The sequence below is a fragment of the Paenibacillus phyllosphaerae genome (genome assembly GCF_014192105.1).
In the GTDB taxonomy this organism is placed as follows: domain Bacteria; phylum Bacillota; class Bacilli; order Paenibacillales; family Paenibacillaceae; genus Paenibacillus_Z; species Paenibacillus_Z phyllosphaerae.
In genome coordinates this window covers 84466-97623 of sequence record NZ_JACHXK010000005.1, presented here as the reverse complement: position 1 = coordinate 97623, position 13158 = coordinate 84466, and the positions used below count along the sequence as shown (strand labels likewise).

At 41.0% G+C, this 13158-nt stretch carries 12 protein-coding genes; all 12 read left to right on the top strand.

Annotated elements, in window-relative coordinates; translation table 11 throughout:
* Positions 1–39 precede the first annotated feature (39 nt).
* The 12 genes from FHS18_RS12910 to wecB all read left to right on the top strand — a co-directional run bounded on the left by FHS18_RS12910 (position 40) and on the right by wecB (position 13157).
* The gene (locus FHS18_RS12910; RefSeq protein WP_246427627.1) at positions 40–888 is read left to right on the top strand and encodes a YveK family protein; all 849 of its coding nucleotides are present in this window, start codon (positions 40–42) and stop codon (positions 886–888) included.
* Positions 869–1561 (top strand): CpsD/CapB family tyrosine-protein kinase, encoded by a 693-nt coding sequence (locus tag FHS18_RS12905; RefSeq protein ID WP_183600483.1) that lies wholly within the window; start codon positions 869–871, stop codon positions 1559–1561. Before FHS18_RS12910 ends, FHS18_RS12905 begins: the two co-directional genes overlap by 20 nt.
* Positions 1562–1700: 139 nt before the next feature.
* Positions 1701–3518, top strand: a complete 1818-nt coding sequence (locus FHS18_RS12900) for a polysaccharide biosynthesis protein (protein WP_183600482.1) — start codon at positions 1701–1703, stop codon at positions 3516–3518.
* A gap of 698 nt (positions 3519–4216) precedes the next feature.
* On the top strand, positions 4217–5101 hold the full coding sequence (gene galU / locus FHS18_RS12895) for a UTP--glucose-1-phosphate uridylyltransferase GalU (protein WP_221401303.1): 885 nt from the start codon (positions 4217–4219) through the stop codon (positions 5099–5101).
* A gap of 18 nt (positions 5102–5119) precedes the next feature.
* A complete protein-coding gene (locus tag FHS18_RS12890; protein WP_183600481.1) occupies positions 5120–6235 on the top strand; it encodes a DegT/DnrJ/EryC1/StrS family aminotransferase in 1116 nt (371 codons plus the stop codon).
* 47 nt (positions 6236–6282) lie between these two features.
* Positions 6283–6879 (top strand): sugar transferase, encoded by a 597-nt coding sequence (locus tag FHS18_RS12885; RefSeq protein WP_183600480.1) that lies wholly within the window; start codon positions 6283–6285, stop codon positions 6877–6879.
* Entirely contained in the window at positions 6872–7855 is a 984-nt protein-coding gene (locus FHS18_RS12880; RefSeq protein ID WP_183600479.1) for an ATP-grasp domain-containing protein, read from the top strand. Before FHS18_RS12885 ends, FHS18_RS12880 begins: the two co-directional genes overlap by 8 nt.
* Entirely contained in the window at positions 7849–8541 is a 693-nt protein-coding gene (locus FHS18_RS12875; protein ID WP_183600478.1) for an HAD family hydrolase, read from the top strand. Before FHS18_RS12880 ends, FHS18_RS12875 begins: the two co-directional genes overlap by 7 nt.
* A gap of 126 nt (positions 8542–8667) precedes the next feature.
* Complete coding sequence (locus FHS18_RS12870) at positions 8668–9879, top strand: glycosyltransferase family 4 protein (RefSeq protein WP_183600477.1); 1212 nt, start codon at positions 8668–8670, stop codon at positions 9877–9879.
* Positions 9880–9902: 23 nt separating this feature from the next.
* Positions 9903–10946, top strand: a complete 1044-nt coding sequence (locus tag FHS18_RS12865; RefSeq protein WP_183600476.1) for a nucleoside-diphosphate sugar epimerase/dehydratase — start codon at positions 9903–9905, stop codon at positions 10944–10946.
* A complete protein-coding gene (locus FHS18_RS12860) occupies positions 10921–12030 on the top strand; it encodes a capsular polysaccharide biosynthesis protein CapF (protein ID WP_183600475.1) in 1110 nt (369 codons plus the stop codon). The genes FHS18_RS12865 and FHS18_RS12860 overlap by 26 nt, the downstream gene beginning before the upstream one ends.
* 2 nt (positions 12031–12032) lie before the next feature.
* Complete coding sequence (gene wecB, locus FHS18_RS12855) at positions 12033–13157, top strand: non-hydrolyzing UDP-N-acetylglucosamine 2-epimerase (RefSeq protein WP_183600474.1); 1125 nt, start codon at positions 12033–12035, stop codon at positions 13155–13157.
* Position 13158: the final 1 nt, after the last annotated feature.

The window sequence follows — 13158 nt, the reverse complement described above, 5'->3', positions numbered from 1 at the left end:
ATATGTATATACATCCTCCTGCTCTACTGGGGCAGGGGGATGTATATTGCTTTTTTAAGTCGAATTTTAGCAAAAATTGCTGATACATCTAGAAATTTGGGGGTTAATAGCGTGCAAATGGAATTGGAACTCCGGGATTACGTTCGAATCGTACGCAAGCACATTTGGAAACTGATCAGCATTGTTCTTATCAGTACAGTTGTGGCCGGGGTATACAGCTTTTACTTCGTGGAACCTACGTATGAAGCCAGCACCAAAATTATCGTCAATCGGACAGCGACTCAAACTTCAGTTACCACACTTGATTTGAATGAAATCAACTCGAACTTGAGACTAATTGATACGTACAAAGAAATCATTCGCACACCTGCTATCATGGATGTCGTTGCTGAGCGTTATCCGCAATTCGGAATGACGGCTGAAGAACTGACGAATAAAGTTGTCGTGAGCTCTGTGAATAACACGCAAGTTATGACGCTCGTTGTCCAAGATCTTTCGTACCAGAAGGCAGCTCAAATCGTTAACGCGATATCGGAAGTATTCAAAGAACAAATTCCTTCCATTTTCCAAGTCGAGAATGTTTCGATTCTTAATTTAGCTAACGAAAATCCGGAGAAGCAGCCGGCACCTGTAAAGCCAAACAAAATGCTGAATATGGCATTGGCGTTCATCGTCTCTCTGATGCTTTCGGTCGGTATTGCCTTCCTTATCGAATATATGGATGACACGATTAAAAACGAAGCAGACGTGAAACGGCTCTTGGACCTGCCTACGGTAGGGCAAATCGCAAGGCTTAGTGCGGAGGAGCTTCAATCAGGCCAGGAGAAAGAGAAAAAGCCGCAACAGCTGAGAGGAGAAATGAAGAGCAATGTCCAAATTGGAAAATAAACGCCCGCTCATTTCGCTGCTAAATCCCAAATCACCTGTCGCTGAAGCCTATCGCAGCGTGCGTACGAATATCGATTTCTCATCGCTGGACACTTCCATGCAAGTGGTTATGGTCACATCAGCTACACCGGGAGAGGGTAAATCTACGACGATCGGAAACCTGGCCGTCGTATATGCTCAAGCCGACAAACGGGTTTTGCTGATCGACGCCGACATGCGAAAACCTACTGTTCATCATACCTTCAGGCTTTCCAATCGGGTTGGCCTCTCCTCTGTCATCTCTCGTCAGGCAGAGGTGAAGGCGGCTATTCAGGAGACCGATATTCCGAACTTATTCACGCTCCCATCGGGACCGATTCCACCGAATCCATCCGAGATGTTAGGTTCCAATCGAATGACGACATTAATCGATGAGCTAAGAGGGCAATTCGATCTTATACTGATCGATACTCCTCCAGTCCTTGCGGTTACGGATGCGCAAATAATGGCAACCAAAAGTGACGGTGTATTGTTGGTACTCGAGGCAGGCAGAGTGAAAAGGGATATGGCACTCAAAGCCAAACAGCAAATGATGCAAGTAAAGGCGAACATTATCGGTGTCGTACTTAATAATGTGAAAAAGAAAAATAGCGAAGGTTACTACTATTATCAGTACGAAAGTAGTGAATCTTAAACGACATTTTAGGTATTTCGATCGAATTGGCGCGAAATTTGTCCCAATTGGGTATGTCCAGTAATGTCGAATGTTGGTACAATTGCATATGGAACAACTTCTCATTACTAGGAACTTTATCATCCGGGGGCTTGAATTCATGAGGACAAGAAGACGGGCATTATTAGTACTGCTATTAGATCTATCGATCATCTGGTTTAGTATAGTTACGTCCTATTTATTTCGATTTGATGGGCAGATTCCGGAACATTACTTCAACCAGATGATCATCTACAGTGTCATCAGTTCCGTTATCAGTGCGGCTACGTTGCTTTATTTTCGCCTGTACTCACGGTTGTGGCAATACGCCAGTATTGAAGAGATTCTTGCCATCATCGCTGCGGTTCTCTCAAGTTGGGGAATTTCGCTTGTGTGTATGATGCTGCTCTTCGGAGAGCGGATACCGCTATCGATATCGATGCGAACCGTAGAGACGATGCTGCTCTGTATTGGCGGCACACGTTTCGGCTGGAGACTTATTAATCGATATCGTATTAAGAAGCATCAAAAGCGTAAAGCACTTATCTTCGGAGCTGGTGATTGTGGCGTTCTCATTGCAAAGGAAATCATGAACAACCCTAACTCTGATCTCAATATAGTAGGCTTTATTGACGATGATATTGCTAAGTATAGAAAACGCGTTTTTGGGATTTCTGTACTTGGCAATCGCGATGTAATTGAGCAAGCTGTGCTTGAAACCAAAGCGGAAGAGATCATTATTGCAATCCCATCGGCAGGTAATCACAGCATTACGGATATTATTAATATCTGTAAAAAAACACCGGCTAAAGTCAAGATCATACCTGGTCTAAGCGATCTGATCTCTGGCAAAGTATCGGTCACTTCCATTCGCGATGTCGATGTTGAAGATTTGCTCGGGCGAGAACCTGTACGCCCTGATTTGGATGGAATCGCAAGTTATGTTTCGGGGAAAACCGTAATCGTAACTGGTGCTGGCGGATCGATTGGTTCAGAGTTGTCGCGGCAAATTGCTTCCTTCAAGCCGGACAAACTTCTGTTGCTGGGACACGGTGAAAACAGTATCTATTCGATCGAAATGGAGTTGCGGTTTAATTACCCTCAACTCGCGCTTGAGACGATTATTGCGGATATTCAAGATCGTCAGCGTATTGACGAAGTGTTCCGTGTCTTTAAGCCGCATGTCGTATTCCATGCAGCTGCGCATAAGCATGTTCCCTTAATGGAACGCAATCCTGCAGAAGCGGTTAAAAACAATGTTTTCGGTTCGAAAAACGTTGCGGATGCGGCCGATAAATATGGGGTAGATCGATTCGTATTGATATCTTCCGATAAAGCCGTTAATCCCTCGAGCATCATGGGGGCAACGAAGCGGATTGCAGAGATGTACATTCAAAGCTTGGATAAAACGAGCAAAACGAAATTTGCTGCCGTACGCTTCGGTAATGTATTGGGCAGTCGGGGCAGTGTGATTCCTCGCTTCCGTGAACAAATTGCAAGCGGCGGTCCGGTAACAGTCACGCATCCTGATATGGTGCGATACTTCATGACGATTCCAGAGGCGGTTCAGCTTGTTATACAAGCTGGGGCATTCGCAGAAGGCGGCGAAGTATTCGTTCTGGACATGGGCGCGCCAGTAAGGATTCTTAACCTTGCAGAGGATGTAATCCGATTGTCGGGTTTTGATCCGTATAAGGACATTGATATTGAGTTTACGGGTATGCGTGAAGGGGAAAAGCTCTTTGAGGAGCTGCTTCTGAGCGAAGAGGATATCAAGAAGACGAAGCATGATCGTATTTTCATCGGCCAACCACTTGTCATTAACAGAGGTGAGTTGGAACTACAGTTTAAACGTTTAGACCGCGCTATCGGGGAGAATGCTCAAGTTGTTCGAGAGGTAATTGAATACATTGTACCTTTGTATAAGCACGTCTCGTAGCACGAGAAATGTCGATTTCGGCAGTTGATAAGCCATGGTTAAAGGTGAATAGTGGTTAGAGATCATGCGATGGAAAAAGGTTATGCTTTGGTTTTGTTCGATCATCGTTATACTAGGGTATAGGCGGAATAATTGCCGACAACTATGTCGTTTGTAAATTACCCAAGTTGATGGCTTAGAATCAAGCAAGGGTTGATAATGTACTTTTTTGACAAAGCCAACTGGGACTGCGAAAGACGTGGGAGATAACCTAGCAGACAGCTCGAATGACAAAGCAAAGGATATATAAGCCGATGTTACGATTTTTGTAGACACAGCCAAGGTTATATCTATTCTAGCTAGGCAGCTGATAGATTCTGCTATGAAGAAGCTGTAGCAGCTTACAGTGGATGGCAGAGCGTAGATGAAACGAGTGAAGCGCACAGCCCTCTGTTGTTGGATAAGCTTTCACCAAGTGAATACATTTCACTATCCTCTTTTGTCTAAGTATGGGGCAAACGAAGGACGGACGCATGAGCAGGTATCGGAAGAGGAAGCTGCAGTTAAATAGAGGCGTTGTGATAAGGATTCGTACTGCCACGTGCATGGTACAGATGATGAGAGATCCTGTTTGACGTCTGCAAATTAACAGAGACGTCACCAGGGGTGACGTTTTCGTTTTATATTGAACTGTAGAGAAGAGATTGGAGATAGATATAATGAGCGTCCGAAAAGCGATCATCCCGGCAGCGGGATTAGGTACGCGTTTTTTACCGGCAACAAAAGCGATGCCAAAGGAAATGCTGCCCATTTTAGATAAACCAACGATTCAGTACATTGTCGAGGAGGCAGTGGAATCAGGTATTGAGGATATTATCATTGTAACGGGAAAAGGTAAACGGGCTATCGAGGATCATTTTGATAATTCTTTTGAGTTAGAACATAACTTACTCGAGAAAGGTAAGCTCGAATTGCTAAGCGAAGTTCAAAAATCGTCGAAGATGGTAGATATTCATTATATTAGGCAGAAAGAAGCCAAAGGGCTGGGTCATGCAATATGGTGTGCACGCAAATTTATCGGAGACGAGCCATTTGCTGTGTTATTAGGAGATGACATAGTTAAGGCTGATAAACCCTGCTTAAAGCAAATGATCGAACAGTACGATAGATATAAGTCATCGATTATTGGTGTACAGCAGGTTGCTGATGATGAGATTCCAAGATATGGAATTATTGATGGTAAGGAATTTGATGATAGGCTTTTTCGCGTCAGTAACTTGGTTGAGAAGCCCTCTAAGTCGGATGCTCCATCAAATATTGCAATTCTAGGACGGTATATCCTCAGTCCAAGAATCTTCGGGATTTTGGATAACCAAGAGCCAGGGGCTGGGGGCGAAATACAACTAACTGATGCGATCGCGCAATTGAATCGTCATGAGGCGGTATATGCCTATAATTTTGAAGGTGTACGATATGATGTGGGTGAAAAGCTGGGTTTTATTAAGACAACATTGGATTTTGCCCTACAGCATGAAGAACTTAAAAAATCAGTATTAGAATATATTGAGAAGTTAGTCGATGCAGAACGTATGCTCCGCAGCTAGAGGAAGGAAGAATTAACGATGGCAAACCGAATATTCCTATCATCGCCGCATATGAGTGATGAAGGCTATGAAATGCAATATGTAAAAGAAGCTTTCGATACAAATTGGATTGCTCCGTTAGGGGAAAATGTAAATAGCTTTGAGAAGGAATTGGCAACAAGGGTTGGCTCGAAAGCTGCTGCTGCACTTTCCTCAGGAACTGCAGCCCTCCATCTTGCATTAAGAGCTGCTGCTGTCGGAGAGGGCGATATCGTCTTCTGCCAGTCGCTTACATTCTCGGCGACAGCAAATCCGATTATATATCAACAGGCAATCCCTGTATTCATTGATAGCGATTATGCAACTTGGAATATGTGCCCGAGCTCATTGGAAGAAGCCTTTGAGAAGTATCCCAATGTGAAGGCTATTATCGTTGTGCATCTGTACGGACTATCTGCTGATATGGATAAAATTGTGGAACTCTGCAATAAATATCAGGTTACACTGATTGAAGATGCTGCGGAGTCACTTGGAACTTATTATAAAGGCAAGCAAACTGGCACTTTTGGGGATTATGGTATTTTTTCGTTTAATGGAAACAAGATTATAACGACTTCGAGTGGCGGCATGCTTGTCTCGAACAATGAGGAGCGAGTAGCTAAAGCAAGATTCTGGGCAACACAATCCAGGGATGCAGCCAGACATTATCAGCATAGCGAATTAGGCTTTAATTATCGAATGAGCAATGTTGTCGCTGGGATTGGGAGAGGCCAGCTTAAGGTACTAGATCAGAGAGTGAAGAAGAAGAATGACATCTATAATTGTTATAAGAAAGGTTTAAGTGACCTCGAAGGCATTAGTTTTATGCCTAATAACGAGTGGGATTCTCCTAATTATTGGTTGAGTTCAATTATATTAACCGGTCAAGTTCGACCAACCGATATTATGGATGTCTTGGAAAAGGAGAATATCGAGTCGAGGCCAGTATGGAAGCCCATGCATAAGCAGCCATACTTCGAACGATTTGATTATGTTGGATCGGACGTAGCAGAGACGTTGTTTGAGAATGGAATCTGCTTGCCATCAGATACAAAGATGAGCGATCGTGATATTGAACGCGTGATCGATATTATTAGAGGGTTGTGGGAAAAGTGAGTAAGCCATCTAAGGATGGGGTTTATAGAAGATTTGTAAAGAGGCCGATGGATATGGTATTAGCAGCGGTCGCTATCGTGCTCCTAAGCATTCCTTTGCTAGTAATTGCTATTCTGGTAAGAACGAAACTGGGAAGCCCTGTTATTTTCAAGCAGCAACGGCCAGGGCTTAACGGAAGAGTATTTATGCTATATAAGTTTAGGACAATGACCGATAAGAAAGATAGTAAAGGCGCATTGCTACCGGATCATGTCCGCTTAACTGAATTCGGTAAATTGCTTCGTGCCACGTCACTTGATGAACTGCCTGAACTATTCAATATCATCAAAGGTGATATGTCTCTCGTTGGACCTCGACCATTACTGGTACAGTACCTTTCCCTTTATAACGAGCATCAGCGACGCCGACATGAAGTGAGACCGGGTTTATCCGGGTTAGCACAGGTAAGCGGACGAAATACGATTAGTTGGGAAGAGAAGTTTGATCTCGACGTTACCTATGTAGACAACATGAGCTTCAAAGAAGACTGGCGAATTATAATTATGACGATAAAAAAGGTATTCATAAGAGAAGGCATCAACTCGACAAATGCAGCAACAATGGAGTATTTCGAAGGAAGCAAGGTGAAGATGGAAAATGAGTAATACAAATGTTTTATTGTTAAGTGCAGGCAGACGCGTCGAATTATTGAGATGCTTTCAAAAAGCGGCTAGAAGATTGAATCTTAACAATGCAATTATTGCAGGAGATTGTTCGGAAACAGCACCAACATTATATTTTTCGGATAAATCTTGTCTTTTGCCGAAAATAGATGATCCAGATTATATTGAATCCATTATTTCTATATGTCTTCAAGAAGAAGTTGCATTAATAGTGCCGACAATCGATACTGATTTATTACTTCTTGCAGAGAATAAGGAGTATATAGAAGAAAGAACAGCAGCAAGGGTATTAGTATCTGATACAAGAGTGATAACAATCTGTAGAGATAAAATTAAAACACAGAGATTTATGGAGGAAAACGGATTCGGTGTACCTGCAATGTACACAGAAGAGCAAGTTATTGGCGGAAATCTTACATTCCCTTTGTTTATTAAACCGAAATCAGGAAGCTCGAGTGTTAATGCGTTTAAAGTGAATAATTATAACGAGCTTGTGATGTATCAAAGTATAATCCAACAGCCTATTATTCAAGATTTTGTTGATGGTCAAGAATATACAGTAGATGTGTTTCTAGATTTTGAAAGTACTATTATTACTGTAGTTCCACGCTTAAGAATAGCGACTCGTAGTGGAGAAATATTAAAAGGAAAGATAGTAAAAGATCAGGAAATTATGGATGATGTGACTCGATTAATGAATCTACTTAAACCTGTTGGACATATAACTGTACAGCTCATGAAGACGAGCAAAGGAGTTAAGTATATCGAAATTAATCCAAGATTCGGTGGTGGAGCACCGATGAGTATCCAATGTGGTGCAGACTCCTGCGAAAATTTATTCCGCTTACTTTTGGGTGAGCGGTTAAAGTATAACGAGAATTATAGAGATAACGTTACGTTTATGAGATTTGACAGTAGCATTTGTATTGATGAGAATCAGGAATTAGTGCAATGGTAAAAGCCGTCGTCTTTGATTTGGATGATACATTGATTTCAGAAAGAAGATATATTGAGAGTGGCTTTCGGCATATTTCAAAAATACTAAGCGCAAGATACAGGTTGAATGAGCAGGAAATAAGCCAGCTATTAATCGAGTTATTTGAGAGTAGTCCTAAGAATGTATTTAATAGAGTTTTAGAACAGAACGGTATTCCTTATACACCAAAAGAGATAGCGGATCTCATTGAATCCTATCGTGAGCATACACCGGACATCTGTTTTTATGATGATGTACTTCTATGTCTAAGACAGTTGAAACAAAGTAATGTGAAATTAGGGATAATAACAGACGGTTACGCCAATGCACAATATCAAAAACTTCTAGCAATTAATGCCTTTGATTGTTTTGACGAGATTATTATTACAGATCAATTAGGCAGGGAATACTGGAAGCCGCATCCTAGAGCGTTTGAGATGATGAAAGAGAGAATGAATCTTAGTTATTCCGAAATGGTTTATGTAGGCGATAATGTTAGCAAAGATTTTGTTTCACCTAATAAGCTTGGGATGATGTCGATTCATATGCGTAGAGAAAAAGGTATTTATTCAACGACTACGTTGCAGTACGACGCAGAATATTACGCGAAGTACTCCATAAATAGTATGAATGAATTACTTATCATCTTAACGGAGTTAGCTCAGTGAATAAAGACCTAATTATGATATACATCAGATGTTGTGCCAATTGAATGAGCTAATTGTATCCTTGGCAGGAACAGTGTATATCGGATTCGCATCATAAGGTGGGATTCCGGTGAGGAGATTATGGCAATGAATATATTATTTTTAACCCTTTTAGATTTTTCCTCCATAGAGGAGAGTGGCATCTATACCGATTTGATACGTCAATTCATTGATAATGAGCATCGTGTTTATATTATATCCCCAACGGAAAAAAAGAAGAATCAGCCAACTCACATGGTTGATTGCGGAAATTATAAGGTGCTCAAATTGCAAATTGGAAACACACAAAAGACCAATGTGATTGAAAAAGGCATCTCCATGCTTACATTGGAGTCTTTATTCTTAAAAGGAATAAAAAATTATTTTTCGGATGTGAAGTTTGACTTAATCGTTTATACAACACCGCCGATAACATTGCAAAAAGCAATTGCATATGTGAAAAAACGAGATAAATGTAAAACATATCTTCTCTTGAAAGATATTTTTCCGCAGAATGCTGTCGATCTCGGAATGTTGAAGCGTTCGGGCCCTAAAGGCCTGTTATATGCTTATTTTAGATACAAGGAAAAAAAGTTATATAATCTATCCGATTATATTGGCTGCATGTCGCAAGCTAATGTGGATTTTATACAAAAGAATAACCCATACCTTCGTTCCAAAGTGATCGAGGTTTGTCCAAATAGCATTGAACCGCAATTGATAATAAATGATGAACAAGAGCTACTAAAGATTAGAAGTAAATACGGTATCCCTAGTGATAAGGTTGTATTTATCTATGGTGGAAACTTGGGAAAGCCACAGGGGATCGATTTTCTGATCGATTGCTTAAAGACAAATAAGGGGAATGACGAGGTGTTCTTCGTTATTGCCGGTTCAGGTACGGAGTTTAATAAACTAAAAGCTTTTTTTGAGTCAGAACAGCTTACCAATGCCCGATTATATAATTATATTCCGAAAGAAGATTATGATTTGTTAGTTAGTGCATGCGATGTAGGGCTGATATTTCTGGACAATCGATTCACCATTCCGAACTTTCCTTCCAGACTGCTTTCTTATATGGAAGCTTCAATTCCAGTGTTAGCAGCGACTGACGCTAATACTGATCTTGGAATCGTTATTGAAAAAGGTGGATTTGGTTATTGGTGTCAAAGCAATGATATTGAAAATTTCAGTACGAAAGTAAACCGTCTAGTAGACATCAATTTACGAAAACAGATGGGATTAAATGCAAGAAAGTATTTAGAAGACAACTATACAAGTCAACACTCCTACGAAATCATGATGAAGCATTTTAAATAACTAACATTGAAAGAGGTAACTATATGTTTAAAGATAAAACGTTATTGATTACAGGTGGAACAGGCTCTTTTGGGAATGCTGTTATGAAGAGATTTCTTGATACAGACATCAAAGAAATTCGTATTTTTTCAAGAGATGAGAAAAAACAAGATGATATGCGGAAGCTATATAAAAACGATAAACTTAAGTTTTATCTAGGTGATGTACGGGATCTGGGCAGCGTGAATAATGCCATGTATGGTGTTGATTATATTTTCCACGCTGCAGCGCTCAAGCAAGTTCCTTCTTGTGAGTTCTTTCCACTAGAAGCTGTCAAAACCAACATTATCGGAACGGATAATGTTTTAACAAGCGCAATTGAACATGATATAAAAAAAGTGATCTGCCTATCGACGGATAAAGCAGCCTATCCGATTAATGCAATGGGCATCTCGAAGGCAATGATGGAGAAGGTCTTCGTCGCGAAGGGGAAGACGGTTGACCCTAACAGAACATTGATCTGCGGCACCCGGTACGGTAATGTCATGGCATCGCGAGGCTCAGTCATTCCTCTGTTTATTGAACAAATTAAACGAGGCGAGCCGATTACAGTGACAGATCCGAATATGACTCGATTTCTTATGAGTCTTGAAGAGGCGGTCGAGTTAGTCGTATTTGCTTTTGGAAATGCCGAATCCGGAGATATTATGGTGCAGAAATCACCAGCATCAACTATTGGAGATTTAGCACAAGCATTGAAAGAACTGTTTGATGCTGATAATGAAGTTAAAGTTATAGGAACGCGTCATGGTGAAAAACTGTATGAAACGCTACTTACCAGAGAAGAACATGTAGTAGCACAAGATTTAGGAGGCTACTATCGCGTTCCAGCGGATAAAAGGGACTTGAATTACGATAAATATTTCTCGGAAGGCGACGAGAAATTGTCTTCTGAAATGGAGTATAACTCGCATAATACGAAGCGGCTAACGGTAGAAGAGATTAAGGATAAATTATTAATGCTCGATTATGTTCAGGAAGAATTGAAAGGGTGGAAGCAGCATGAACATTCTGATAACAGGTTCTAAAGGTTTTGTTGGACAAAACCTTATCGCGGAATTGAAAAACCGCAAGTATGAACATATTTTTGAATACCATCGGGAGACCGAACCAGAATTGCTTGAAGAATATTGCCAAAAGGCAGACTTCGTTTTTCACCTTGCCGGGGTTAACCGTCCCAAGGATCAAGCAGAATTTATGGATGTAAACTATGGTTTAACAGAAACACTTCTGGAAAAAATGAAGAAGTATAATAATAAAAGCCCGATTGTTATTTCTTCTTCCACACATGCAGCGTTTGAATCTTCATATGGTATTAGTAAGAGAGCGTCTGAAGATTTATTGTTCGATTATAGCAAACAAACAGGGGCTATCGTGCATATATACAGATTTCCGAACATCTTTGGGAAGTGGTGTAAACCGAATTATAACAGTGCTGTCGCGACATTTTGTCATAACATTGCGAACGGCCTTCCGATTACCGTTAATGACCCTTCTGTTGAGATGTCGCTCATCTATATTGATGATGTGGTCGAAGAGCTTCTTCAAGCGCTAAATGGAAAGCCGACTCAAGCAGGCGAATATTGCGAAGTCAGCACCATTCATAAGATCACGCTAGGTGAGATTGCCGATCTGATCTATTCCTTTAAGAATAGCCGAGAAGAGCGCTCGATTCCTGTTTTGTCTGATGCTTTGACAAAGAAATTATATAGCACTTATTTAAGCTATCTGCCGGAGTCACAATTTAGTTATGAACTCAAAATGAATGTAGATTCGCGCGGCTCCTTTACAGAGTTTATTAAAACCCCGGATCGGGGACAGGTTTCAATCAATGTATCGAAACCCGGTATAACAAAAGGGAATCATTGGCATCATACGAAAAATGAAAAATTCCTTGTCGTAAGCGGTAAAGGGGTAATCAGGTTTCGTAAGATCGATTCGGAGCAAGTCATTGAATATTTTGTGAGCGGGGATAAATTAGAGGTAGTTGATATACCCGTTGGATATACCCACAACATCGAAAACTTAGGCGATACCGACTTGGTTACCGTTATGTGGGCTAATGAATATTTTGACCCGAAGAAGCCAGATACGTATTATTTGGAGGTATAGCAGTGACCAAATTAAAAGTAATGACCGTAGTCGGCACTAGGCCGGAGATTATTCGATTGTCAGCTGTAATTAATAAACTGGAGGAATCCGAGGCAATCGAACATACACTGGTTCATACGGGGCAAAACTATGATTATGAACTAAACGAAGTGTTCTTTCGAGATTTCAAGTTAGGAAAGCCAAAATATTTCCTCAATGCAGCGACCGGCGGTGCAGTTGAAACGATAGGCAATATCCTTATTAATATTGATCCTATTTTAGACGCCGTTAAGCCGGATGCGCTGTTAATATTGGGCGATACAAATAGTTGTCTATGCGCCATTGCAGCGAAGAGAAGACGGATTCCAATTTTCCATATGGAAGCCGGCAATAGATGCTTCGACCAACGAGTACCGGAAGAAACCAATCGAAAAATTGTCGATCATATTGCAGATATGAACTTAACGTACAGCGATATTGCCCGGGAGTATTTATTAAGAGAAGGATTGCCGGCAGATCGGATTATAAAAACCGGAAGCCCTATGTTTGAGGTGCTTCATTCTAGAAAAGAGGATATCGCACAATCTGATGTGCTCGATAGACTTGAATTGAAAGAGAATGGTTACTTTGTTGTATCTGCGCATCGAGAAGAAAATATTAATTCCGAAACTAATTTTCTTGATTTAGTCGATAGTCTAAATACGATAGCTGAAATTTACAAACTGCCGGTTATCGTTTCAACGCATCCGAGAACAAGGAACATGATCGAAGCGAAAGGAATTACCTTTAACCCGCTGGTTAGAACGTTGAAACCTTTAGGATTCAACGACTATATCAAGCTGCAACTTCATGCAAAAGCCGTTCTCAGCGATAGCGGCACGATCAGCGAAGAGGCATCCATTCTTGGGCTGAAGGCACTTAATATTAGACAAGCCCATGAAAGACCGGAGGCAATGGAAGAAGCAAGTGTTATGATGGTTGGATTAAAGAAGGATCGGATATTGCAAGGGCTAACCATATTAGAAACACAGCACGAGACGATGTTAAGACTCGTCGGGGACTACAGTATGCCTAATGTATCGGATAAAGTCCTCAGAATTATCGTATCGTATACCGATTATGTGAAATCGACGGTTTGGCGGGAGTAGA

What these genes read in the sequence shown, in the direction of transcription:
- FHS18_RS12875 (WP_183600478.1), top strand. Translation starts at nt 7,849, where the DNA reads ATGGTAAAAGCCGTCGTCTTTGATTTGGATGATACATTGATTTCAGAA.
- FHS18_RS12910 (WP_246427627.1), top strand. Translation starts at nt 40, where the DNA reads ATGTATATTGCTTTTTTAAGTCGAATTTTAGCAAAAATTGCTGATACA.
- FHS18_RS12860 (WP_183600475.1), top strand. Translation starts at nt 10,921, where the DNA reads ATGAACATTCTGATAACAGGTTCTAAAGGTTTTGTTGGACAAAACCTT.
- FHS18_RS12865 (WP_183600476.1), top strand. Translation starts at nt 9,903, where the DNA reads ATGTTTAAAGATAAAACGTTATTGATTACAGGTGGAACAGGCTCTTTT.
- FHS18_RS12885 (WP_183600480.1), top strand. Translation starts at nt 6,283, where the DNA reads ATGGATATGGTATTAGCAGCGGTCGCTATCGTGCTCCTAAGCATTCCT.
- FHS18_RS12880 (WP_183600479.1), top strand. Translation starts at nt 6,872, where the DNA reads ATGAGTAATACAAATGTTTTATTGTTAAGTGCAGGCAGACGCGTCGAA.
- FHS18_RS12870 (WP_183600477.1), top strand. Translation starts at nt 8,668, where the DNA reads ATGAATATATTATTTTTAACCCTTTTAGATTTTTCCTCCATAGAGGAG.
- FHS18_RS12905 (WP_183600483.1), top strand. Translation starts at nt 869, where the DNA reads ATGTCCAAATTGGAAAATAAACGCCCGCTCATTTCGCTGCTAAATCCC.
- FHS18_RS12900 (WP_183600482.1), top strand. Translation starts at nt 1,701, where the DNA reads ATGAGGACAAGAAGACGGGCATTATTAGTACTGCTATTAGATCTATCG.
- FHS18_RS12890 (WP_183600481.1), top strand. Translation starts at nt 5,120, where the DNA reads ATGGCAAACCGAATATTCCTATCATCGCCGCATATGAGTGATGAAGGC.
- galU (WP_221401303.1), top strand. Translation starts at nt 4,217, where the DNA reads ATGAGCGTCCGAAAAGCGATCATCCCGGCAGCGGGATTAGGTACGCGT.